This is a genomic window from Streptomyces vilmorinianum (genome assembly GCF_005517195.1).
Taxonomy (GTDB): Bacteria; Actinomycetota; Actinomycetes; order Streptomycetales; family Streptomycetaceae; genus Streptomyces; species Streptomyces vilmorinianum.
Genome location: NZ_CP040244.1, coordinates 7368162 through 7390732, shown reverse-complemented (window position 1 = coordinate 7390732; position 22571 = coordinate 7368162). Strand labels below are relative to the sequence as shown.

Sequence of the window (22571 nt, the reverse complement as noted above, 5' to 3'; positions counted from 1 at the left end):
TCTCCGAGTTGTCACGGGGCCGGAACGGTTCTGCGACAGCCACTCCCGCCGCTGATGCGGCAACTCAACTCAGCACGATCTCCCCACCGGGACGAATTTCGGCATGCCGAAATTCATTTCGAACGACTCGATTATGAGTCGCCCGGGGAATCCGCTAGAGTTTGAGCGTCGGAACGGCCCAACAGCCGCAAAGACAACCCCCTCTGACTGGGAATCAGGCCCGAAAGGATCTGATAGAGTCGGAACCGCCGGAAAGGGAAACGCGAAAGCGAAGAACGGCCCGGCAGCCCGCTCCAGCGGGTGGCGGAAACGGAAAACGGATCTGCTAAGCTGGAAACACGAAAGACCGAAGGGAAAAGCCCGGAGGAAAGCCCGAGAGGGTGAGTACGAAGGAAGCGTCCGTTCCTTGAGAACTCAACAGCGTGCCAAAAATCAACGCCAGATTAGTTGATACCCCGTCCATCTTCGGATGGCGAGGTTCCTTTGAAAGTCCTACCGGCCCATGCGGCGGGTAGGCAACAACACAGCGAGGACGCTGTGAACGACTGGTCCTATTCCGACCGGTCGTTCCGCTCTCGTGGTGTGCACCGGATAACCGGTAAACATTCACGGAGAGTTTGATCCTGGCTCAGGACGAACGCTGGCGGCGTGCTTAACACATGCAAGTCGAACGATGAAGCCCTTCGGGGTGGATTAGTGGCGAACGGGTGAGTAACACGTGGGCAATCTGCCCTTCACTCTGGGACAAGCCCTGGAAACGGGGTCTAATACCGGATAACACCGGCTTCCGCATGGAAGCTGGTTGAAAGCTCCGGCGGTGAAGGATGAGCCCGCGGCCTATCAGCTTGTTGGTGGGGTAATGGCCCACCAAGGCGACGACGGGTAGCCGGCCTGAGAGGGCGACCGGCCACACTGGGACTGAGACACGGCCCAGACTCCTACGGGAGGCAGCAGTGGGGAATATTGCACAATGGGCGAAAGCCTGATGCAGCGACGCCGCGTGAGGGATGACGGCCTTCGGGTTGTAAACCTCTTTCAGCAGGGAAGAAGCGAAAGTGACGGTACCTGCAGAAGAAGCGCCGGCTAACTACGTGCCAGCAGCCGCGGTAATACGTAGGGCGCAAGCGTTGTCCGGAATTATTGGGCGTAAAGAGCTCGTAGGCGGCTTGTCACGTCGGGTGTGAAAGCCCGGGGCTTAACCCCGGGTCTGCATCCGATACGGGCAGGCTAGAGTGTGGTAGGGGAGATCGGAATTCCTGGTGTAGCGGTGAAATGCGCAGATATCAGGAGGAACACCGGTGGCGAAGGCGGATCTCTGGGCCATTACTGACGCTGAGGAGCGAAAGCGTGGGGAGCGAACAGGATTAGATACCCTGGTAGTCCACGCCGTAAACGTTGGGAACTAGGTGTTGGCGACATTCCACGTCGTCGGTGCCGCAGCTAACGCATTAAGTTCCCCGCCTGGGGAGTACGGCCGCAAGGCTAAAACTCAAAGGAATTGACGGGGGCCCGCACAAGCAGCGGAGCATGTGGCTTAATTCGACGCAACGCGAAGAACCTTACCAAGGCTTGACATATACCGGAAAGCATTAGAGATAGTGCCCCCCTTGTGGTCGGTATACAGGTGGTGCATGGCTGTCGTCAGCTCGTGTCGTGAGATGTTGGGTTAAGTCCCGCAACGAGCGCAACCCTTGTCCTGTGTTGCCAGCATGCCCTTCGGGGTGATGGGGACTCACAGGAGACCGCCGGGGTCAACTCGGAGGAAGGTGGGGACGACGTCAAGTCATCATGCCCCTTATGTCTTGGGCTGCACACGTGCTACAATGGCCGGTACAAAGAGCTGCGATGCCGCGAGGCGGAGCGAATCTCAAAAAGCCGGTCTCAGTTCGGATTGGGGTCTGCAACTCGACCCCATGAAGTCGGAGTTGCTAGTAATCGCAGATCAGCATTGCTGCGGTGAATACGTTCCCGGGCCTTGTACACACCGCCCGTCACGTCACGAAAGTCGGTAACACCCGAAGCCGGTGGCCCAACCCCTTGTGGGAGGGAGCTGTCGAAGGTGGGACTGGCGATTGGGACGAAGTCGTAACAAGGTAGCCGTACCGGAAGGTGCGGCTGGATCACCTCCTTTCTAAGGAGCACAGTACCGATTGCGAGCAAACGTCTCGCACGGTCAGCTCATGGGTGGAACGTTGATTAGTTGGCACGATCACGAGGTTCACCTCACCAGTACCGCTTCGGCGTGGAACGTGGGGATGATCCGAGGGATCGTGCTTGGCACGTTGTTGGGTATCTGAGGGTACGGCCGTAAGGTTTGTATCTTCGCGATGCCGGCCCCAGTGAACCTGGTTCTTTGGATCAGGGTGATGGGTGGCTGGTCGTTGCTTGAGAACTACACAGTGGACGCGAGCATCTGTGGCCAAGTTTTTAAGGGCGCACGGTGGATGCCTTGGCACCAGGAACCGATGAAGGACGTGGGAGGCCACGATAGTCCCCGGGGAGCCGTCAACCAGGCTTTGATCCGGGGGTTTCCGAATGGGGAAACCCGGCAGTCGTCATGGGCTGTCACCCATGCCTGAACACATAGGGCATGTGGAGGGAACGAGGGGAAGTGAAACATCTCAGTACCCTCAGGAAGAGAAAACAACCGTGATTCCGGGAGTAGTGGCGAGCGAAACCGGATGAGGCCAAACCGTATGCGTGTGATACCCGGCAGGGGTTGCGCATACGGGGTTGTGGGATCTCTCTTTCACAGTCTGCCGGCTGTGAGACGAGTCAGAAACCGTATGGATAGGCGAAGGACATGCGAAAGGTCCGGCGTAGAGGGTAAGACCCCCGTAGCTGAAATTCATACGGCTCGTTTGAGAGACACCCAAGTAGCACGGGGCCCGAGAAATCCCGTGTGAATCTGGCGGGACCACCCGCTAAGCCTAAATATTCCCTGGTGACCGATAGCGGATAGTACCGTGAGGGAATGGTGAAAAGTACCGCGGGAGCGGAGTGAAATAGTACCTGAAACCGTGTGCCTACAAGCCGTGGGAGCGTCGCTCACATCTTCGGATGTGGGTCGTGACTGCGTGCCTTTTGAAGAATGAGCCTGCGAGTTTGCGGTGTGTTGCGAGGTTAACCCGTGTGGGGAAGCCGTAGCGAAAGCGAGTCCGAATAGGGCGATTCAGTAGCACGCTCAAGACCCGAAGCGGAGTGATCTAGCCATGGGCAGGTTGAAGCGGAGGTAAGACTTCGTGGAGGACCGAACCCACCAGGGTTGAAAACCTGGGGGATGACCTGTGGTTAGGGGTGAAAGGCCAATCAAACTCCGTGATAGCTGGTTCTCCCCGAAATGCATTTAGGTGCAGCGTCGTGTGTTTCTTGCCGGAGGTAGAGCACTGGATAGGCGATGGGCCCTACCGGGTTACTGACCTTAGCCAAACTCCGAATGCCGGTAAGTGAGAGCGCGGCAGTGAGACTGTGGGGGATAAGCTCCATGGTCGAGAGGGAAACAGCCCAGAGCATCGACTAAGGCCCCTAAGCGTACGCTAAGTGGGAAAGGATGTGGAGTCGCAGAGACAACCAGGAGGTTGGCTTAGAAGCAGCCACCCTTGAAAGAGTGCGTAATAGCTCACTGGTCAAGTGATTCCGCGCCGACAATGTAGCGGGGCTCAAGCGTACCGCCGAAGTCGTGTCATTGCAGTACATACCCCCAACGGGGACTGTGATGGGTAGGGGAGCGTCGTGTGCCGGGTGAAGCAGCCGCGGAAGCGAGTTGTGGACGGTTCACGAGTGAGAATGCAGGCATGAGTAGCGATACACACGTGAGAAACGTGTGCGCCGATTGACTAAGGGTTCCTGGGTCAAGCTGATCTGCCCAGGGTAAGTCGGGACCTAAGGCGAGGCCGACAGGCGTAGTCGATGGACAACCGGTTGATATTCCGGTACCCGCTTTGAAACGCCCAATATCGAGCCCATTAATGCTAAGGCCGTGAAGCCGCCCCGGAGCCTTCGGGCAAAGGGGAGTGGTGGAGCCGCTGACCCAAGGTGGTAGTAGGTAAGCGATGGGGTGACGCAGGAAGGTAGTCCAGCCCGGGCGGTGGTTGTCCCGGGGTAAGGGTGTAGGCCGTGTGATAGGCAAATCCGTCACACATTAAGGCTGAGACCTGATGCCGAGCCGATTGTGGTGAAGTGGATGATCCTATGCTGTCGAGAAAAGCCTCTAGCGAGTTTCATGGCGGCCCGTACCCTAAACCGACTCAGGTGGTCAGGTAGAGAATACCGAGGCGTTCGGGTGAACTATGGTTAAGGAACTCGGCAAAATGCCCCCGTAACTTCGGGAGAAGGGGGGCCATCACTGGTGATCGGATTTACTCCGTGAGCTGGGGGTGGCCGCAGAGACCAGCGAGAAGCGACTGTTTACTAAAAACACAGGTCCGTGCGAAGCCGTAAGGCGATGTATACGGACTGACGCCTGCCCGGTGCTGGAACGTTAAGGGGACCGGTTAGCTCTGTTTCGACAGGGCGAAGCTGAGAACTTAAGCGCCAGTAAACGGCGGTGGTAACTATAACCATCCTAAGGTAGCGAAATTCCTTGTCGGGTAAGTTCCGACCTGCACGAATGGCGTAACGACTTCTCGACTGTCTCAACCATAGGCCCGGTGAAATTGCACTACGAGTAAAGATGCTCGTTTCGCGCAGCAGGACGGAAAGACCCCGGGACCTTTACTACAGTTTGATATTGGTGTTCGGTTCGGCTTGTGTAGGATAGGTGGGAGACTTTGAAGCCGTGACGCCAGTCATGGTGGAGTCGCCGTTGAAATACCACTCTGGTCGTGCTGGATGTCTAACCTCGGTCCGTGATCCGGATCAGGGACAGTGTCTGATGGGTAGTTTAACTGGGGCGGTTGCCTCCCAAAGGGTAACGGAGGCGCCCAAAGGTTCCCTCAGCCTGGTTGGCAATCAGGTGTTGAGTGTAAGTGCACAAGGGAGCTTGACTGTGAGACCGACGGGTCGAGCAGGGACGAAAGTCGGGACTAGTGATCCGGCGGTGGCTTGTGGAAGCGCCGTCGCTCAACGGATAAAAGGTACCCCGGGGATAACAGGCTGATCTTCCCCAAGAGTCCATATCGACGGGATGGTTTGGCACCTCGATGTCGGCTCGTCGCATCCTGGGGCTGGAGTCGGTCCCAAGGGTTGGGCTGTTCGCCCATTAAAGCGGTACGCGAGCTGGGTTTAGAACGTCGTGAGACAGTTCGGTCCCTATCCGCTGTGCGCGTAGGAATATTGAGAAGGGCTGTCCCTAGTACGAGAGGACCGGGACGGACGAACCTCTGGTGTGCCAGTTGTCCTGCCAAGGGCATGGCTGGTTGGCTACGTTCGGGAGGGATAACCGCTGAAAGCATCTAAGCGGGAAGCCTGCTTCGAGATGAGTATTCCCACCTCCTTGAGAGGGTAAGGCTCCCAGTAGACGACTGGGTTGATAGGCCGGATGTGGAAGCCCAGTAATGGGTGGAGCTGACCGGTACTAATAGGCCGAGGGCTTGTCCTCAGTTGCTCGCGTCCACTGTGTTAGTTCTGAAGTAACGAACACGCCCCCTGCGGGGTGCGGCGGTTCAACTTCATAGAGTTTCGGTGGTCATAGCGTTAGGGAAACGCCCGGTTACATTCCGAACCCGGAAGCTAAGCCTTTCAGCGCCGATGGTACTGCAGGGGGGACCCTGTGGGAGAGTAGGACGCCGCCGAACAATCATTGTGGGAAAGCCCCGCACCTTCTGGTGCGGGGCTTTTCTGCGTTTGGGTACTCTGGTCGGGCCACCCTCTGGAGGACACCGTGACGATCGACCCGCAGCACCTGCCCCTCCTCGAAGAAGCTCAGCGGATCGCCCCCAAGGGGGTGAAGGTGGAGTACACCGACGGCACGATCATCATGCAGGCCGCGCCCACGATGATCCACCAGCGCAACCTGTTCCATCTGCGCCGCCAGTTCGACGCGCATTGCCCGGCCGGCTACGTACCGACCGAGAACACCGACCTCGGATCGCCCTACGCGGCGAAGCTCCGGAACCCGGATCTCAGTTACCTGCCCGACGAGGTCATGGAGGGGGAAGGGAACACCGCTGCGGCGGATCTCGCTCTCATCGCCGTCGAGATCGTCTCGCCCTCGAACCCGGAGAACGACTGGGTGGCCAAGCTCTCCGACTACGCGGTCATGAGGATTCCTCTGTACCTGATCGTCGACGCCCGCGACTCCACAGTCACGTTGTTCTCCGAGCCGAACCACGACAAGTACCACACCCGCACCGACCGGAAGTTCGGGGAGACCATCCGTATCCCCGGACCCTTCGGGTTCGATCTCGACCTGACGCCGCTGAACCCGTATCACTGACCCGGGGTCACCAGTTGGGTGTCGTACGCCAGGATCACCGCCTGGACGCGGTCCCGGGCGCCCGTCTTCGCCAGGATGCGACTCACGTGGGTCTTCACCGTCGACTCGGCCAGGTGGAGGCGTTCCGCGATCTCCGTGTTGGTCCAGCCCTGGCCGATGACCGTGAGGATCTCGCGTTCCCGGTCCGTGAGGGCCGACAGGCGGTGGTCCTCCGGTGGTGGGCCCGAGGTCGCCGGGAGGTGGTGGATGTACGCGTCCAGGAGCCGGCGGGTGAGGCTCGGGGCCACCACCGCGTCGCCGCTCGCGACCGCGCGGATGCCCGAAAGGAGTTCCTCGGGCTGGGCGTCCTTCACCAGGAAGCCGCTGGCGCCCGCGCGCAGGCCGTCGTACGCGTACTCGTCGAGGTCGAAGGTGGTGACGATCAGGACGCGGGTGCGGGCGCCGGCCGCGATGATGCGGCGGGTGGCCTCGATGCCGTCGAGGCCGGGCATCCGGACGTCCATCAGGACGACGTCGGGATGGTGACGGTCCACCAGGCGGACGGCCTCGGTGCCGTTCGCCGCCTCTGCGACGACCGTCATGTCGTCCTGGCTCTCCAGCAGCATGCGGAAGCCGAAGCGTTGCATTGGCTGGTCGTCCGCGATGAGCACCGTCGTCACGAGAGGGAGTCCTCCAGGGGGAGTCGGAGTCGTACGCGCCAGCCGCCGGTCGGCAGCGGGCCGGCTTCGAGTGTGCCGTCATAGAGGGCGGCGCGCTCGCGCATACCCGTCACTCCCTGGCCGGTGCCGATGACGTCGTTCCCCGGGCCGCCCGTGTCCGTCACCTCGAGCGTCATTTCCTCGGGGCCGTAGGACAGGACGACGGAGGACTCGGCCCCGGGGCCCGCGTGCTTGAGCGTGTTCGTCAGGGCTTCCTGGGCGACCCGGTAGACCGTCAGCTGTGCGCCTGCCGCCAGGGGTTGGGCCTCGGGTGCGGGCTCGTCGCGGATCTCCAGCCGTACCGGCAGACCGGCCGTCCGTACGCCGGCGACCAGTGCGCCCAGGTCGGCCAGTGTGGGCTGCGGATCGCGTACGGCCTCGCCGCGCAGGAGGCGGCGGAGTTCGGCGAGTGCCTGGCGGCTGGTGGTGCCGATGGCGTCGAGGGCGCGGGCGGCCTGTTCGGGGCTCTTGGCCGCCGCGTATCGGCCGCCGTCCGCGAGGCCCGTGATGACGGAGAGGTTGTGGCCGATGATGTCGTGCATCTCCCGGGCGATCCGGGTGCGTTCGGCGGCCGCGGCGAGCTGTGCCTGCTGGTCGCGCTCAACTTCGAGGCGGCGGGCCCGGTCGACGAGGGCGGCGGTGTGGTCCTTGCGGGAGCGGACCGCGATGCCGAGCAGCGCCGCCATCGCGTACGCCCACAGGGTCGGGACGACTTGTTGGTCCCAGCTTCCCTGCGGGAAGCGGATCGCACCGACCACCAGGGGTGGGGTGATCAGTGCGAGCGTCCACCAGAGGGTGCGGAGGGGCAGCCGCAGTGTGATGTGGAAGACGACGAGCAGCTGGAGGAACGCGGCCTGGAGGAAGGCGCCGGTCCAGTTGCTGAGGAGGGACGCGCACGTCATCACGGAGAGGACGGCGATCGGGTGGCGCCGGCGCCAGAGCAGAGGGACCGAGAAGGCCAGGCTCATGGCCAGGACCAGCCAGACCGGTACGGACGGGTCCGGGGCGATGTTCCGCCAGCCGCCCGCCGCGTCGGTGACGGCGGCGGTCGTCCAGCAGAGGGTGAGGAGACCGTCCCAGACCCAGGGCCGGCGGGTGTCGAAGGCCTGCGCCCGCCGGGTCTGCCGCTGAACGTACCGGCTGAGGGGCTCCTCCTGAGCGCCGGGCTGCTTCTCCGTGATCACGCGCTCATCCTCATACGTCCCGGCGCTTGAGCAACAGGGCGGGGACGATCAGGGCCGCCGCGGCCCACAGGCACAGGGCGAGGAGCGCGGCGCCGGGGGAGGCCGCGTTCGGCATCGGGTCGGCGGAGCCGAGGGCGCCGGCGGTCTGGGTGGGGAAGTACCGGACGGCCGTGTCCACGGCGTCGTACGGGAGCATCCCGAGCACCTCCGGCAGCACCATCACCCCGCCGATGAAGGCGCCGATCCCGCCCGGTACCGAACGCAGCGCGGCGCCGAGGCCGAGGGCGATGAGGCTGAGGAGGGTGACGCCGGCGGCGTTGCCCGCGACGGCGGCGAGGACGCCGTCGTCGGTGAGGGAGGCGGCCTGGTCGGTGTCGTGGAGGAAGAGCTGGGCGGTGAGGAAGGTGATGAGGGCGGTCACGAAGGAGACGGTGAAGACGGCTGCCGTGAAGACCGCGGCCTTCGCCCACAGCACCGGCGATCGACGCGGTACGGCGGTCAGGGAGGCTCTGATCAGGCCGGTGGAGTACTCGCCCGCGGTGACCAGGATGCCGAGGACGGCCAGGCAGATCCCGCCGAGCTGGGAGCCGTAGAGGGTGAGGACGACGGTGTCGACGTCGGAGTCGCCGCCGTCGGAGGTGTAGGTGGCGCCCATGAGGATGCCGACGCCGAGGAGGCACCCGACCGAGGCGAGGACGGTGATCCAGGTGGAGCGGACCGTCCACAGCTTGTGCCATTCGGAGCGCAGGACGCGGGTGGGGGTGACGTGGTACGCGGTGGTCATGCTGCGGCTCCCTGGTATTCGACCGAGTCGTGGGTGAGGTCCATGAACGCCTGCTCCAGGGAGGCGGTCTGCGGGGTGAGTTCGTACAGCGGTACGCCGTGGGCGGCGGCGGTCCTGCCGATGTCGGCGGCGTCCCGGCCGGTGACGCGGAGGGTGTCGGGGGCCTCCGTGACGATCCGCGCGCCGGGGAGGAGTGCGCCGAGGCGGTCCGGTTCGGGGGTGACGACCTTGACCGAGGCGCCGCCGGAGTCGCGTACGAGGGCCTCGACGGTGGTGTCGGCGAGGAGCCGGCCCTTGCCGATGACGATCAGGCGGTCGGCGGTCAGGGCCATCTCGCTCATCAGGTGGGAGGAGACGAGGACGGTACGGCCCTCGGCGGCCAGGGACTTGAGCAGCGTACGGATCCACAGCACGCCCTCGGGGTCGAGTCCGTTGACCGGCTCGTCCAGGACGACCGTGGCCGGGTCGCCGAGGAGCGCGGCGGCGATGCCGAGCCGCTGGCCCATGCCGAGCGAGAAGCCCTTGACCCTGCGGCGGGCGACCTCGGTCAGGCCCGTGAGGCCGAGGACGTGCTCGACGCGCGAGCGCGGGATGCCGTAGGTGTGCGCGAGCGCCATGAGGTGGTGGTGGGCGGAGCGGCCCGGGTGGACCGAGCGGGCCTCCAGGAGCGCGCCGACCTGGGTGAGGGGCGCGGGGTGGGCGGCGTAGGCGCGGCCGCCGATCGTGGCGCGGCCGCGGGTGGGGGCGTCCAGGCCGAGGAGCATGCGCAGGGTGGTGGACTTTCCGGCTCCGTTGGGGCCGAGGAAGCCGGTGACCGTACCGGGGCGGACGGTGAAGCTGAGGTCCTGGACGACGGTCCTGGCCCCGTACCGCTTGGTGAGTTCGTGAGCTCGGATCATGTCCACGACGCTACGGAGCGGGCGGTGGGGGATCGTCCGACCGTGGGCGGGAGCGGGGCGGCGGACGTAGTACCGGGGTACGACGGCGGATAAGGATTTGTCGGAGGCGGCGGACGACGGTGAAGATCAGGGCCATGGACTACCTGATACGCACGATCCGCGCCGACGAGTGGGAGCGGGCTCGCGAGATACGGCTCGCCGCCCTGCAGGACCCGGTGGCGCACCTCGCCTTCCTGGAGACGTACGAGGTCGCCGTCGCGCGGCCCGACGCCTTCTGGCAGGAGCGGACGGAGGGGGCGTCCGAGAGTGGGACGCGCGTGCGGCAGTTCGTGGCGGAGGGCCCCGACGGGAGCTGGGCGGGCACCATCTCGGTGCTGGTGGAGCGGCCGGCGGACGAGGTGCGGTTCGGGGAGCCGGCGAAGATCGACCAGACGCACATCGTGGGCGTGTACGTACGGCCGGAGGCGCGCGGCAGCGGGGTGACCGAGGCGCTGTTCCGGGCGGGTGTGGAGTGGTCCTGGTCGCTTCCGGCGCCGGAGATCCAGCGGGTGCGGCTGTACGTGCACGAGGAGAACGCGCGGGCCGGCGCCTTCTACCGGCGGTTCGGGTTCGTGGCGACGGGGGAGACCGTGCCCATGCCGGGGGACGAGACGGCGCGCGAGGTGGAGTACGAGATCCGGCGGGATGCCTAGGCGGGCTGTCCAAGCGGGATGCCTAGGCGGGCGTGAGCGGCTCCGGCCAGCGCGCGCGGGCCTGCTCCCGGGAGCGGAGCAGGACCAAGGTCGGCAGGCCCTGGTCCTGACCGCCTGCCAGCAGCTCCGGGAGCCGGGGAAGGGGAGCCACAGCGGCGACGTCGTCGAGGACGAGCGTCATTGGTGGGTCGAGCCGACCGTCGGATGACCGTGCGGCCATGCGGCGGCCGTGCTCGACCACGCTTGCGGTGAGAGCGGTGAGCAGAGGCATCGCGCCGGGGCGGGTGCGCGGGTCCTCGATCGGTTCACCCACCACATAGAGCGTGCCCCCCTCGGCGACGAAAGATTCCAGCGTGAGCGAATCCGTTCGATTCGGGGTGCAGGCGTCCCTGATGTGGATCGAGGAGAGCGAGGAGAGCGCCCGCGCGGTCAACTCCTGTGCGATCTCGCGCCGTTCCGGGTGCGCGGTGAGCGCGGACTCCAGGAGTCCGGCGTGTCCCGCGGCGGCCTTGGGGTGCGTACGGAGGATCCGTACGGGCTCATGGGCGCCCGTGCCCTGGGCCCAGCGGTGGACCTGCTTGAAGGGGCGGCCGTCGAGGGCGGCGGCGTGCAGCCAGCAGCGCAGGAGCGTTTCGGCGGTGTCGGCGACGGCGGCGTCGAGCCGGCTCGGGGGGCGTACGGGGGCGAGTAGCGCGACCGCCCGTTCCTGCGCCGTGGCCGGGTCCTCGCAGTTGTCGGACGGGGACCAGTGGAGGCGGGCGGGGGTGTCGCAGAGGTGCCCGGGGTCGTAGACGAGGACGGGGCCGAGCTTGCCGCGGGCGTCCTTGGTCTCGGCCCAGACGGTGGGGTCGGAGGTGACGACGAGGACGGGGCCCTCGGCGTCGTGGACGGCCTGGAGCGCGGCGGGGCGGCGGGTGGCGGGGGTGCCGTAGACGACGGTGGGGGCGGTGGGCGCGGGAGCAGGGGCGGGCGCGGGCGCGGGGGCGGGGGCGGGAGCTGGGGTCGGGGTCGAGGCCGCGCCCGAGGGTCCCGCCTCGAGTGGGTAGGGGGCCTCGCCCTGGTGGTCCTCCGGCTTCCGGGGCGCGGGCGGCTGGGCCGCGGCGTCCGGCGCGTACGAGCGGGGACCGGTGGCGTGGCCCGCGCCCTGCTCCGTACCGTACGAGCCGACCCGCCGACTCGCCCGTACCGCTCTCCAGCGCGCCAGCGTCCCCACCACGAACACCGTGAGAACCACCAGCACCATCAGCTCGCCGATGAGCAGGCCCCAGAACAGCCCGTACCCCGACAGTTCGCCCGCCGGGGTGTCCGGCCAGGCGCCCGGCAGGTCCTGAGGCCGGCCGATCAGGGAGCGGACGGCCATCGGGGTCCTGGTGAAGGTGACCCCGGCCGGCCAGGCGCCCTTCGAGAGCAGGGCGGCCAGGCCGGTCGCCGTCCACACCAGCAGGGTCAGGCCGAGCATGAAGCCGACGAGGCCCACCACCAGCCCGTCCGGAATCCCCCCTTGCCGTTGGTCCTTCGACATCTCATGCCACCGTCGACTGGGAGGGGTCGTTCAGCTGCTGCTCGATGAGAGAGGCCCGCTGCTCCGCCTCCCACTCCAGCTCCGGGTCGACGGCCGACGACTCCGTCATGGCGCGGTCGGTGTAGACGAGCGGGCGTTCCCTCTCGGTGATGAGGTGTTTGACCACCTGTACGTTGCCGTTGACGTCCCAGACGGCGATGCCGGGGGTGAGGGTCGGGATGATCTCGACCGCCCACCGTGGCAGGCCGAGCACGCGCCCGGTGGCCCGGGCCTCGTCGGCTTTCTGGGCATAAATGGTGCGTGTGGAGGCCATCTTGAGGATGGCCGCGGCCTCCCGCGCCGCAGCCCCGTCGACGACGTCCGACAGGTGGTGGACGACGGCCACGAAGGACAGGCCGAGGCGGCGCCCGAACTTGAGCAGCCGCTGGAACAGCTGGGCCACGAACGGGCTGTTGATGATGTGCCAGGCCTCCTCGACCAGGAAGATGCGCTTCTTCCGGTCGGGGCGGATCCAGGTGTGCTCCAGCCACACGCCGACGATCGCCATGAGGATCGGCATGGCGATGGAGTTCCGGTCGATGTGGGACAGGTCGAAGACGATGAGCGGCGCGTCGAGGTCGATGCCGACCGTGGTCGGGCCGTCGAACATGCCGCGCAGGTCGCCGTCGACCAGCCGGTCCAGGACGAGGGCGACGTCCAGGCCCCAGGCGCGTACGTCGTCTATGTCGACGTTCATGGCCTCGGCCGATTCCGCCTTCGGGTGGCGCAGTTGCTCGACGATGTCGGTGAGGATCGGCTGGCGGTCGGTGATGTGCTCGTTGACGTAGGCGTGGGCGACCTTGAGCGCGAAGCCGGAGCGCTCGTCGAGGCCGTGCCCCATGGCGACCTCGATGATCGTACGGAGCAGGGCGAGCTGCCCGGTCGTGGTGATCGACGGGTCGAGGGGGTTGAGCCGGATGCCGGCGTCGACGGCGACCATCGGGTCGAGGCGGATGGGAGTTATCCCCAGCTCCTGGGCGATGAGGTTCCACTCGCCGACGCCGTCCTCACCCTGGGCGTCGAGGACGACGACCTGGCGGTCGCGGAACCTCAACTGCCGCAGGACGTACGTCTTCTCCAGCGCGGACTTGCCGTTGCCGGACTCGCCGAGCACCAGCCAGTGGGGGGCCGGGAGCTGCTGGCCGTACAGCTGGAACGGGTCGTAGATGTAGCCCTTGCCGCTGTAGACCTCGCGGCCGATGATCACGCCGGAGTCGCCGAGGCCGGGCGCGGCCGTCGGCAGGTAGACGGCCTGGGCCTGGCCGGTGGAGGTGCGGACGGGCAGGCGGGTCGTCTCGACCTTTCCGAAGAGGAAGGAGGTGAAGGCCTCGGTGACGGCGGACAGCGGATCTCGCATCGGTCTGTGCCCCTTCGGCGCTAGCGGCGGATGCCGGTCGCGAACGGCAAGGTGTTCACAAAGGCCCGGTGGTGCTCGCGGTCGCACCACTCCAGCTTCAGATACGACTTTCCGGCGGAGGCCCTGATCGTGCGCTTGTCCCTGGCCAGGGCCTCGGGCGAGCGCGACGACACAGTGATGTACCCGACGAGGTTGACGCCGGCCGCGCCGCTGGCGAGATCTTCACCCCGCTGGTCGAGCCGGCCGTGCGCGGCGATGTCGCGCGGGTCGACGGTGCGGTTCATCTTGGCCTGGCGGGAGGCCTCGGCCTCGTCGTTGGTCTTCTCGGTGAGCATGCGCTCGATGGCGACCTCGGTGGGTTCGAGGTCCATGGTCACGGCGACCGTGCGGATCACGTCCGGGGTGTGGACGAGGAGCGGGGCGAGGAAGTTGACGCCGACGGGGGTCATCGGCCACTCCTTCACCCAGGCCGTGGAGTGGCACCAGGGCGCCCGGGTGGAGGATTCGCGGGTCTTGGCCTGGAGGTAGGTGGGTTCCATCGCGTCGAGTTCGGCGGGCCAAGCGTTTCGTTTCGTCATGGCCTGGATGTGGTCGATGGGGTGGTCCGGGTCGTACATGGAGTGCACGAGGGAGGCGAGCCGGGACTGGCCGAGGGGCTGGCGTACGCGGATGTCGGCCTCGGCGAGACGGGCGCAGATGTCGGTGAGCTCGCGGGCCATGACGACGGCGAGGCCGCCGTCGCGGTCGAGCTTGCGGGCGCCGGAGGTGTGGCGGGCGGCGCGGGCCATCGCGTTGGCCTCGGCGGCGAGTTCGCGGGTGTAGTGCATGCACGCCACGAGGTAGGCGCGGTGCTGCTCGCTGGAGGTGGAGACCATCGACTGGAGCTGCTCGTACGAGTCCTGGAGCCAGGCCGGGGCGTTCGGGTCGCCGCGCTGGCCGACGTCCTTGGCGTGTGCGTCGGGGTCGGCGGGGAGGGTGCGGGCGAGCATCTGGATGCGGGTGACGAAGCCGTCCCCGTTGGCGACATGCTTCAGGAGCGTGCCGAAACGGTCCACCAGCGCTTCCTGGTCCTCGCTGTCGCGCAGGCCGACGCCGGGGCCCTCGATCTCGATGGCGGCGGTGACCGTGCGCCGGTCGGCGTGCAGGAGCACGGCGATCTCGTCGGGGCCGAAGGGCGCGGAGAGCCAGCTGATCCGGCCGATGCCGGGCGGCGGGCCGACCTCGACCTCGCGACCGTCGAGGCGGGTGCCGGCCTCGACGGCGGTGGAGCGGTAGGCGGTGCCGCGGCGGAGCATCCTCTTGTAACTACGGTTGATTTCGAACCATTTGTAGAAGGTGCGGTGCTTGTACGGGACGTACACGGCAGCGAGCGCGAGCATCGGGAAGCCGGTGAGCAGCACGATCCGCAGGGTGAGGACGGGGACGAGGAGTCCGCTCATCATGCCGAGGAACGCGCCGGCGATGATCAGGGCGATCTCGCCGGACTCGCGGTTCTTGCCGACGATCGCGTTCGGCCGGGCACGGCCGATGAGATACGTACGGCGGGGCGTGACCGGCTGGGACTGGGTCGTCAACGCCCTCCACCTCCAGTGCTTCCTGTGTTCTTGCGATTGCTGTGCGGGGTGCCCGATGTGGGGCCGGCGCCGGTGCCGGTGCCGCTACGCGGCGGGGGTGCGGCGGAGGGGACAGATCCGCCGCCGCCCCCGCGGCTGCTGTGGGCGGCGACGCCGCCGGCCAGGGGGTTGGCGGGTCGTGCGGCGCCGCCTCCGCTGTTCTGGGACTGGTTTCCGCCGCCGTCGCCGCGGGCGCTGTGGGTCTTGATGCCCTGGGAGACGAGGGAGGCGGGGGAGGAGATGACGGCGGCGGCCGCGTTCTCGCCGGCGCGGTGGAGGCGGTTGTTGCGGGAGGCGACGATCTCGTCGCCGAAGCCGGGGACGAAGCGGTAGATCATCGCGGAGGCGAAGATGGCGAGCAGGATGATCGCGAGCCCGGAGACGACGGCCGAGAACGAGTCGGGCCCGGTCCCGGAGGAGAGCGCTCCGGCGAGTCCGAGCACGATGACGATGACCGGCTTGACGAGGATCACCGCGATCATGATCCCGGCCCAGCGGCGGACGTGGCCCCACATGTTCTTGTCGACGAGCCCGGAGTAGACGACGACGCCGAGGAGGGCGCCGACGTAGAGCAGGACGGCGCGCAGGAACAACTCGAGGTAGAGCACTCCCGCGGCGAGGACGCTCACGAGGGACACGATGATCAGCATGATGGGCCCGCCGCCCATGCTGTCGCCGTTCTGGAGCGCTTGCTTGAAGCTGCCGAAGAAGACGTCGGTCTGCTGGCCGGTGCCGGAGGCGATGACCTCGGTGACGGCGTCGGTGGCGTTGACGACGGTGTAGAGGATGAGCGGGGTGAAGGCGGAGGCGAGGACGGTCAGCCAGAGGAAGCCGATGGCCTCGGAGATGGCGGTGGTGAGGGGGACGCCGCGGATGGCGCGCTTGGCGACGGCGAGGAGCCAGAGGAGGAGGGTGAGGAAGGTGGCGGCGGCGAAGACGATGGCGTAGCGGCCGAGGAACTCGAGGTTGGTGAAGTCGACGTCGGCGGTCTCTTTGACGGCGGCGGAGAGCTTGTCGACGATGGCGACGGCGGCGTCGGCGCAGCCGCGGGCGAGGGAGGAGAGGGGGTCGAGGGCGGAGGTGGGGTCTTCGACGCGGGGGGTACGGGAGCCGGGCTCGCCGTTCTCGCAGTAGTCCCGGGCCGGGCCACGGATCAGGTCGCAGGGGTTGTTGCTGCTGCTCGGGCTGGGCGTGGGCGTCGGTGCAGCGAAGGCGTGGGTGTGCACGGCCGCGAATGTCTGGACCGCCGCCGCAGCAGCGACGACGGTGAGAGCGCGGCGGGGGCGCTTATCGGGCATAGGTGAACCCTCCGAACTGATCGACAGCGCCCGCCATTTCCTCTGCGCTGGAAGCGGCCTGGTCGCGGCCGACCGGGACGGGACCGTCCTTCTGATCGAAGTCCGTCACCTTCCAGTCGCCGTTGACCCATCGAAGCTGGTACGTCGTCGTGTACCAGCTCTCGGACACCGGGTTCTGGGACCCTTCGCCTGCCAGACCGAACAGCGACGCGTACCAAACGGCGACGGTTGCCTGGTCGCTGCTGTAGTTCTCGATCTTCGAGCCCACGGGGATGACACGTGAGATGAAGGTCAGCCCGCTCGGCGCCTTGCCGTCCTCCTGGAGACCGATGCGAGTCAGGAATCCCTTGTCCGAGTACACCTTGTCGAGGTCACCTTGGCGCGCGGCGGCGATGTCGGGGTCGTACACGGTGTCGACGATCTCGTGGCGACGGGACGTGTCGAACATCTCGGCAGAACCGAGGGGGACCGCATAGTTCGACGCCGCGCTCTGCGCCCCCTGCTCGTCCCGCGCGAAGCCCGTCGGGATGCCGCCGTTGTTGCCCGTCACCGGGCGGACGCCCGTCGCCGCCGTCGGGGCCGGTTTGCCCGGGGTGTTGGAGGAGGTGCCCGTCGTGTCCGCGTCGGCCGATGTGCCGCCTCTGTTGGCGAAGGCGATCGCGGCGATCAGCAGGACCACCACGCCCACCACCGTGATGAGCGAGCGCGAGCTGCGGGCGGGTGGGCGGCGGGCGCCGCCGTAGATGTCGCCGCTGCCGCCCTCGGGGAGCCGCGTGCGGGTCTGGCCGGAGCCGCCCACGCCGCCGCCGCCGAAGCCGTCGTTGTCGTCGCCGAGGCTCATGACGGGTACGCCCCCTCAACCGTTCGCGGGTACGACAGAAGCCGTGCTGGTTTCCGCGCGGGCGCGGTGTGGTGACTGGACATCAGGGAACGTGACCTCGGTGGTTAGACGGCCATCCCGTACACGATCGTGAACAACGTCCCCAGTGAACCGATGATGAAGACTCCGGTCAGACCGGCCACGATGAGGCCCTTGCCCTGCTCGGCGCTGAACGTGTCCCGGAGGGCGGTCGCGCCGATGCGCTGCTTGGCCGCTCCCCAGATGGCGATGCCGAGGCAGAGCAGGATGGCCACGGCCATCACGACCTCGATCATCACCTTGGCTTCATTGCCCAGGCTCCCGAAAGGCCCCCAGTTCGGGGCGATTCCACCGATGATGGTGGTGATGTCGCCCTTCTCGGCCGCCAGGTACATGTAACTCACCGCCCCTGTTGGGTAGTTCGTCGCCCCTGCCTGATGGCATGGGTCATCGCCCTATCTTCGCTGATGAAACCGCTCGCGTGTGACGGCTTGACGGCTCTCTTTACCCGATCCCCGCACACTTGACCGATCCGACCGCCTTGACCTGCGGCAGAGTGGCCGGTTTCTATGCGAAGAAGCGTATGGTCACTCTGTGTATCACGGAGGGTGACTCCGGGCAATGACTGTCGTTGTTGCACTCTTGGGGTGGTGGCGGGGCGTCAGCCGACGCCGACGCCACCCCCTTCCGTGCCGATCCCGACCGGTCCGTCACCCGCCGGCATAGGGCGTGTCGACGTGGCTGACCTCGTACAGGCCCGCTCCGGCCACGCGGTAGACGGCGGTACGGGTCAGGGTGACGACCGCCGGCGGCTCCGTGTCGCGGCGGGTCCGGTAGACCACGGTCACGGCGGGGCCGGTCACCGTGACGGAGACCACCGGGTTGCGGTCGCCGAGGGACTCGGTGGCGAACGGGACCGGGGTGCCGTGGTGGTTGCGCCAGACGACCAGGGTGGAGAAGCGGCCCGTGCCCTGGGGGGTGACCTTCACGACGCCCACGGCGTCGGCCGCGCGGTCTCCGACGATGTGTCCGATCGCGCACGGCGTCTGCAGATCGACCTGGACGCCGTCCTCGCCCTCCCAGTGGCCGTCGGTCAGCCTCATCGAGTCGAGGGGGTAGTCGGGCAGCTTGACGACGGCGGTCTGCACGGCGGCGTTGCGGAGCTGGTCGCACGTCAGCGCGGCTGCGGTGTCAGGCCGGCGGCTGGGCGTGGGGGTGGGCGTGGGGGTGGGCGTGGACGTGGCCGAAGGCGTGGGTGCGCTTCGCGTCGGCCGCCCCGGCCCCGGTGCGCCGTCGCCGCTGCCGTCGTCCGGGCCGCAGCCGGCCAACAGCCCCACGGACAGTGCGGCGGTCAGGCTCGCGGCGGCCAGTCTTGCCGTTCGTGTGTGTCTCATGTCCATCCCCCTGTGTGGCCGAATCCCGGTGTGCGCCGAGAGACGCGCCGGCGGGCCGCCGGGGTTGCAGGACTTTGTCCGAAACGGGTAACAGCACGCCTGCCCGCGGGACGGGCGTCGCACCTAGACTTGTCGCTCGATGGACTGCCAGGACCCCAGGGGTGGTTGACGGTGCGTAAGGCGCGCAAGGCATGGCTGGTGGCCGGTGGGGTCTTCGGGGTGTGCCTCAGCTTCGTCGCGCTGCTCGTCGTCGGCACGTACTCCGCCGCCGCTGGCCTCATCGGCGGCGCGGGCGACGCAAAGAACGGCACCGTGGGCCTCGCCAAGGGGGCCGTGCCGGCCGCGTATCAGGGTCTCGTGCAGAAGTGGGGGAACCTCTGCCCCGCCATCAACCCCGCGCTGCTCGCCGCCCAGCTCTACCAGGAGAGCGGCTGGAACCCGAGGATCGTCTCGCCCGCCAACGCCCAGGGCATCGCCCAGTTCATCCCCGGCACCTGGGCCGGGCACGGCATCGACGGGGACGGGGACGGGGACCGGGACGTCTGGGATCCCAAGGACGCGATTCCGTCGGCCGCTTCGTACGACTGCGAGCTCGCCGGTTATGTGCGGGACGTGCCCGGCGATCCGACGAACAACATGCTCGCCGCCTACAACGCGGGCGCCTATCGGGTCATCAAGTCCGGCGGTGTGCCGCGGATCAGCGAGACCCAGAACTACGTACGGATCATCCGCTCCCTGGAGAAGAGCTTCGCGCGGCCCGTCGGCCGGGTCGAGCCCTCGAAGCAGGCCGCCGGGGCGATCTACTACGCGCAGCAGAAGCTCGGCACGCCCTATCTCTGGGGCGGTACGGGAACGGCCGCGCAGAACGGCCGGTTCGACTGCTCCGGGCTGACCCAGGCCGCGTACCGCAGCGTCGGGATCGAACTGCCGCGCGTCGCCAACGACCAGTACAACGCGGGACCGCACCCCGGCAGGGACGAACTGCTCCCGGGCGACCTGGTCTTCTTCTCCGACGACCTGACGAACTCGCGCGCCATCAGGCACGTCGGCATCTACGTCGGCGGCGGCTACATGATCGACGCCCCGCGCACGGGCGCCGTCATCCGCTTCGACAGGATCGACACCCCGGACTACTTCGGCGCCACGCGGGTCACCCGGGAGGGCGCGGCGGCGCTTCCCACCCACCTGCCGCAGACCTGACGTTCCGTTGGCATATCGACGGCGATGGCCGGAACTCTCCGTAATGCACAGGCCCTGAGCTGCGATGACGTGTCACTCTTCGGTAACGTCAGGGTGATCGTCGAGGAAGAGCGGAACGCACGCCTCAGGCGGTTCGTTCCCTGATCCGACCGCCCATGGTCGACTCACGTGACAAGGCAAGGGGCCGCAGCAGATGGCTGGACTCGCATCGGACGGTTCGAACCCCGATGTCAGCCTGCTCTACGACATCAACGGACTGGCGCGGGAAGCACCGCCGTGGTTCGACCGTGTCATGGGGTTCGTCGGCGAGTACGGCATCATGCTCGGCCTCGTCCTGGTCGCGCTCTGGTGCTGGTGGAGCATCCGCCGCCGCGCCGGCCTCGCCGACTCCGTCTCCGGGGTCGTGGGCCTCGTGTGGGCGCCTCTGGCCGCCGGTCTCGCCCTGCTCGTCAACGTCCCCATCCGCGGGTTCGTCGAGCGGCCCCGGCCCTTCAAGGACCACCAGGGGCTCGAGGTCCTCGTCGCCGGCAAGACCGACTTCTCCTTCGTCAGCGACCACGCGACCCTGGCGATGGCCATCGGCGTCGGACTCTTCGTCGCCCACCGCAAGCTCGGCCTCGCCGCCATCGCCCTCGCCTTCGCGGAGGGCTTCTGCCGCGTCTACATGGGCGTGCACTACCCGACCGACGTCATCGGCGGGTTCGCCCTCGGTACGGCGGTGGCGCTGCTGCTCGCGCCGCCGGCCCACGCCCTGCTGACCCCGGTCGTCTCCGCGATCGCCCGCTCGAAGCACGGCGCCCGGCTCGTCCGCTCCCGGCGCACCGCGGGGCGCGGCCCGCGGCCCGAGACGCTCGACATCCCCGAGCCCCGCCTGGGATCGGGACCCGGCTCCGGCGAGAGCGACCTCGCCGCCTAGCGCCGCTCGGCGCCCCTAGCCGTTCTCGGCGGTGTGCGCCGCCGCGTCCGTACGGGCCCGCTCCCGCGATCTCCGGGCCGGGCCCGTCCACCCACAACTGCACCGGGCTATCGCGAAGGAACCGCGTTCCGTCGTGGTCGTGTGATGCGGGGCCTGCTGCTGCACGGATCCACCGTACTGCGCGTGACGGGTCGCCCAGGCCGTCGTTATGCGGGTCGGGCGGGTCCCGGACAAGCAGTGGTACGGCGTTGGGGGTTGGCAGGCGATGGTGGTGCAGGGGTACGGGCGCGGGGGTGGCTCTCTCGCCGCCGCCGCGGCCCTGGTCGGGGTGATCGTGACCACGGGCGGGTGCTCCGCCCCCGAGGACGCCGAGCCGGGCGGGGATCCGACGAGGACCGTGCGGGACGCGGCCGCGGTACTGACCCGGGCGGGCAGCTCCAAGGCGAGCACGAGCATGGAGATGGCGGCCGGCGGGACCCGGGTGACCATCCGCGGCGAGGGCGGCTACGACTTCCGGCGGCGCACCGGGCACCTGCGGGTCGTCCTGCCCCCGGACGCCGCCGGGACCAGCGAGCACCGGCCCATCACCGAGCTCCTCGCCCCGGGCGCGCTCTACATGAAGAACCGCGGCGCCGGCGTCCCGGACGACAAGTGGGTCCGCGTGGACACCACCACCCTCGACGACGGCAATCTCGTCACCGGCGGGGCCACCGACCCGGCCGCCGCCGCCGAGCTGCTGCGCGGCGCGCAGCAGGTGACGTACGTCGGCGAGGTCGATCTGGCGGGGGCGAAAGTCAGCCACTACCGCGGGGTCGCGGACATCGCCGTGGCCGCCCGGGCCGCGTCGCCGCAGGTGCGCGGGGCACTGGCCGCGGCGGCGAAAGGGTTCACCAAGGACACCGTGCCCTTCGACGCGTACCTGGACCGCGAGGGCCGGCTCCGCAAGGTGCGCCACCAGTTCAGCTTCACCAACCAGGGGCGCACGGTCGCGGTCGCCTCGACGACGCTGCTGTACGCGTTCGGCACCCCCGTCGACGTACGGCTGCCGAGCCGGAAGGACATCTACGCCGGGAAGATCAAGGTGTAGCGGCCGCGGGAGGCCACCCTCAAATGGTCCGGACGTGTCATGCGCGGTGCGTGGCCCGCTCCCTACGCTGGGAGACCGACGCCGGCAGGAAGAGGTGAATGCGCGTGGCTCCGCCCAGTACCGCGACAATGCCCACCGAGCAGGACTGCGTCGCTCTCGCCGAGATCGAGCTGTGTGGTGAGCTGATCATCGCGGCATCGGCGGCCGACGGCGAGCGGCTCAGCGCGGACCGCATCGACGAGGTGCTGAGGGTCGCCACCACGGGTGCGGACCGGGCCGGGCGGGGCTGCTGACCTCAGGTGCGCATCATCCGCGCGATGGCCTTCGTGGCCTCCTCGACCTTCGCCTCGATCTCGTCGCCGCCCTTCAGCGCGGCGTCGGCGACGCAGTGGCGCAGGTGCTCCTCCAGGAGCTGGAGCGCGAAGGACTGCAGGGCCTTCGTGGAGGCCGAGACCTGGGTGAGTATGTCGATGCAGTACGTGTCCTCGTCGACCATCCGCTGCAGACCGCGGATCTGGCCCTCGATCCGGCGCAGCCGCTTGAGGTGCTCGTCCTTCTGCTTGTGGTAGCCGTGCACGCCGTGGTCGTGGTCCGTGACGGGTGCGGGCGTCTCGGGGGTGACCTCGGCCGCCTCGGTGGTCGTCATCGTGTCC

Annotated in this window: 19 protein-coding genes and 3 rRNA genes; 9 read left to right on the top strand and 13 right to left on the bottom strand. The window is 67.6% G+C overall.

Translation table 11 applies throughout. The features are described 5' to 3' along the window. Nucleotides 1-605: 605 nt before the first annotated feature. From FDM97_RS34400 to FDM97_RS34385, 4 genes are all read left to right on the top strand, one after another. Nucleotides 606-2131: ribosomal RNA gene (locus FDM97_RS34400) — 16S ribosomal RNA — on the top strand. A gap of 286 nt (nucleotides 2132-2417) precedes the next feature. After that, nucleotides 2418-5539, top strand: a 23S ribosomal RNA gene (locus tag FDM97_RS34395). 79 nt (nucleotides 5540-5618) lie between these two features. Beyond that, nucleotides 5619-5735: ribosomal RNA gene (rrf, locus tag FDM97_RS34390) — 5S ribosomal RNA — on the top strand. The 16S, 23S and 5S rRNA genes sit together here, the layout of an rRNA operon. Before the next feature lie 86 nt (nucleotides 5736-5821). Beyond that, nucleotides 5822-6376 carry a Uma2 family endonuclease gene (locus FDM97_RS34385; RefSeq protein WP_254705861.1) on the top strand — a complete coding sequence of 185 codons (555 nt, stop codon included), beginning with the start codon at nucleotides 5822-5824 and terminating at the stop codon, nucleotides 6374-6376. Here FDM97_RS34385 and FDM97_RS34380 read toward each other — a convergent pair. The 4 genes from FDM97_RS34380 to FDM97_RS34365 are packed head-to-tail and all read right to left on the bottom strand — an operon-like array spanning nucleotide 6370 to nucleotide 9941. Continuing rightward, entirely contained in the window at nucleotides 6370-7035 is a 666-nt protein-coding gene (locus tag FDM97_RS34380) for a response regulator (protein WP_137994375.1), read from the bottom strand. The genes FDM97_RS34385 and FDM97_RS34380 overlap by 7 nt on opposite strands. After that, a complete protein-coding gene (locus FDM97_RS34375; RefSeq protein ID WP_137994374.1) occupies nucleotides 7032-8258 on the bottom strand; it encodes a sensor histidine kinase in 1227 nt (408 codons plus the stop codon). Before FDM97_RS34375 ends, FDM97_RS34380 begins: the two co-directional genes overlap by 4 nt. A gap of 10 nt (nucleotides 8259-8268) precedes the next feature. After that, nucleotides 8269-9042: an ABC transporter permease gene (locus FDM97_RS34370; RefSeq protein ID WP_137994373.1), complete on the bottom strand. Its 774-nt coding sequence runs from the start codon at nucleotides 9040-9042 to the stop codon at nucleotides 8269-8271. After that, entirely contained in the window at nucleotides 9039-9941 is a 903-nt protein-coding gene (locus FDM97_RS34365; protein ID WP_137994372.1) for an ATP-binding cassette domain-containing protein, read from the bottom strand. Before FDM97_RS34365 ends, FDM97_RS34370 begins: the two co-directional genes overlap by 4 nt. A 134-nt stretch (nucleotides 9942-10075) precedes the next feature. Here FDM97_RS34365 and FDM97_RS34360 point away from each other — a divergent pair, with 134 nt between their 5' ends. Further along, a complete protein-coding gene (locus FDM97_RS34360) occupies nucleotides 10076-10633 on the top strand; it encodes a GNAT family N-acetyltransferase (protein WP_137994371.1) in 558 nt (185 codons plus the stop codon). A 22-nt stretch (nucleotides 10634-10655) separates the two neighbouring features. On the opposite strand, the gene FDM97_RS34355 is transcribed toward FDM97_RS34360, so the two are convergent. The 7 genes from FDM97_RS34355 to FDM97_RS34325 form a co-directional block, all read right to left on the bottom strand. Further along, nucleotides 10656-12155 (bottom strand): P-loop NTPase family protein, encoded by a 1500-nt coding sequence (locus FDM97_RS34355; protein WP_137994370.1) that lies wholly within the window; start codon nucleotides 12153-12155, stop codon nucleotides 10656-10658. 1 nt (nucleotide 12156) lies between these two features. Beyond that, entirely contained in the window at nucleotides 12157-13551 is a 1395-nt protein-coding gene (locus FDM97_RS34350; RefSeq protein WP_137994369.1) for an ATP-binding protein, read from the bottom strand. 20 nt (nucleotides 13552-13571) lie between these two features. Beyond that, nucleotides 13572-15125, bottom strand: a complete 1554-nt coding sequence (locus FDM97_RS34345; protein ID WP_137994368.1) for an SCO6880 family protein — start codon at nucleotides 15123-15125, stop codon at nucleotides 13572-13574. Beyond that, on the bottom strand, nucleotides 15122-16462 hold the full coding sequence (locus tag FDM97_RS34340; protein WP_137994367.1) for a hypothetical protein: 1341 nt from the start codon (nucleotides 16460-16462) through the stop codon (nucleotides 15122-15124). The genes FDM97_RS34345 and FDM97_RS34340 overlap by 4 nt, the downstream gene beginning before the upstream one ends. After that, nucleotides 16452-17303 carry a hypothetical protein gene (locus tag FDM97_RS34335; protein ID WP_137994366.1) on the bottom strand — a complete coding sequence of 284 codons (852 nt, stop codon included), beginning with the start codon at nucleotides 17301-17303 and terminating at the stop codon, nucleotides 16452-16454. Before FDM97_RS34335 ends, FDM97_RS34340 begins: the two co-directional genes overlap by 11 nt. A gap of 104 nt (nucleotides 17304-17407) precedes the next feature. Further along, nucleotides 17408-17716, bottom strand: a complete 309-nt coding sequence (locus tag FDM97_RS34330; protein WP_024757447.1) for a hypothetical protein — start codon at nucleotides 17714-17716, stop codon at nucleotides 17408-17410. Nucleotides 17717-18031: 315 nt separating this feature from the next. Continuing rightward, complete coding sequence (locus FDM97_RS34325) at nucleotides 18032-18715, bottom strand: hypothetical protein (protein ID WP_137994365.1); 684 nt, start codon at nucleotides 18713-18715, stop codon at nucleotides 18032-18034. Nucleotides 18716-18886: 171 nt separating this feature from the next. Between FDM97_RS34325 and FDM97_RS34320 the strand changes: the two genes are divergently transcribed. Both FDM97_RS34320 and FDM97_RS34315 read left to right on the top strand, forming a co-directional pair. Beyond that, nucleotides 18887-19915, top strand: coding sequence for a C40 family peptidase (locus FDM97_RS34320; protein ID WP_137994364.1), 1029 nt, complete (start codon nucleotides 18887-18889; stop codon nucleotides 19913-19915). A gap of 193 nt (nucleotides 19916-20108) precedes the next feature. After that, nucleotides 20109-20831: a phosphatase PAP2 family protein gene (locus FDM97_RS34315; RefSeq protein ID WP_137994363.1), complete on the top strand. Its 723-nt coding sequence runs from the start codon at nucleotides 20109-20111 to the stop codon at nucleotides 20829-20831. A 15-nt stretch (nucleotides 20832-20846) separates the two neighbouring features. On the opposite strand, the gene FDM97_RS36120 is transcribed toward FDM97_RS34315, so the two are convergent. Then, the gene (locus tag FDM97_RS36120; protein ID WP_175439341.1) at nucleotides 20847-20996 is read right to left on the bottom strand and encodes a hypothetical protein; all 150 of its coding nucleotides are present in this window, start codon (nucleotides 20994-20996) and stop codon (nucleotides 20847-20849) included. A 100-nt stretch (nucleotides 20997-21096) separates the two neighbouring features. Here FDM97_RS36120 and FDM97_RS34310 point away from each other — a divergent pair, with 100 nt between their 5' ends. Both FDM97_RS34310 and FDM97_RS34305 read left to right on the top strand, forming a co-directional pair. Further along, complete coding sequence (locus tag FDM97_RS34310; RefSeq protein WP_137994362.1) at nucleotides 21097-21918, top strand: SCO4651 family lipoprotein; 822 nt, start codon at nucleotides 21097-21099, stop codon at nucleotides 21916-21918. 98 nt (nucleotides 21919-22016) lie between these two features. Next, nucleotides 22017-22211: a hypothetical protein gene (locus FDM97_RS34305; RefSeq protein WP_137994361.1), complete on the top strand. Its 195-nt coding sequence runs from the start codon at nucleotides 22017-22019 to the stop codon at nucleotides 22209-22211. Between the two features lie 2 nt (nucleotides 22212-22213). Here FDM97_RS34305 and FDM97_RS34300 read toward each other — a convergent pair whose 3' ends face one another. Continuing rightward, nucleotides 22214-22564: a metal-sensitive transcriptional regulator gene (locus tag FDM97_RS34300; protein ID WP_137994360.1), complete on the bottom strand. Its 351-nt coding sequence runs from the start codon at nucleotides 22562-22564 to the stop codon at nucleotides 22214-22216. Nucleotides 22565-22571 lie beyond the last annotated feature (7 nt).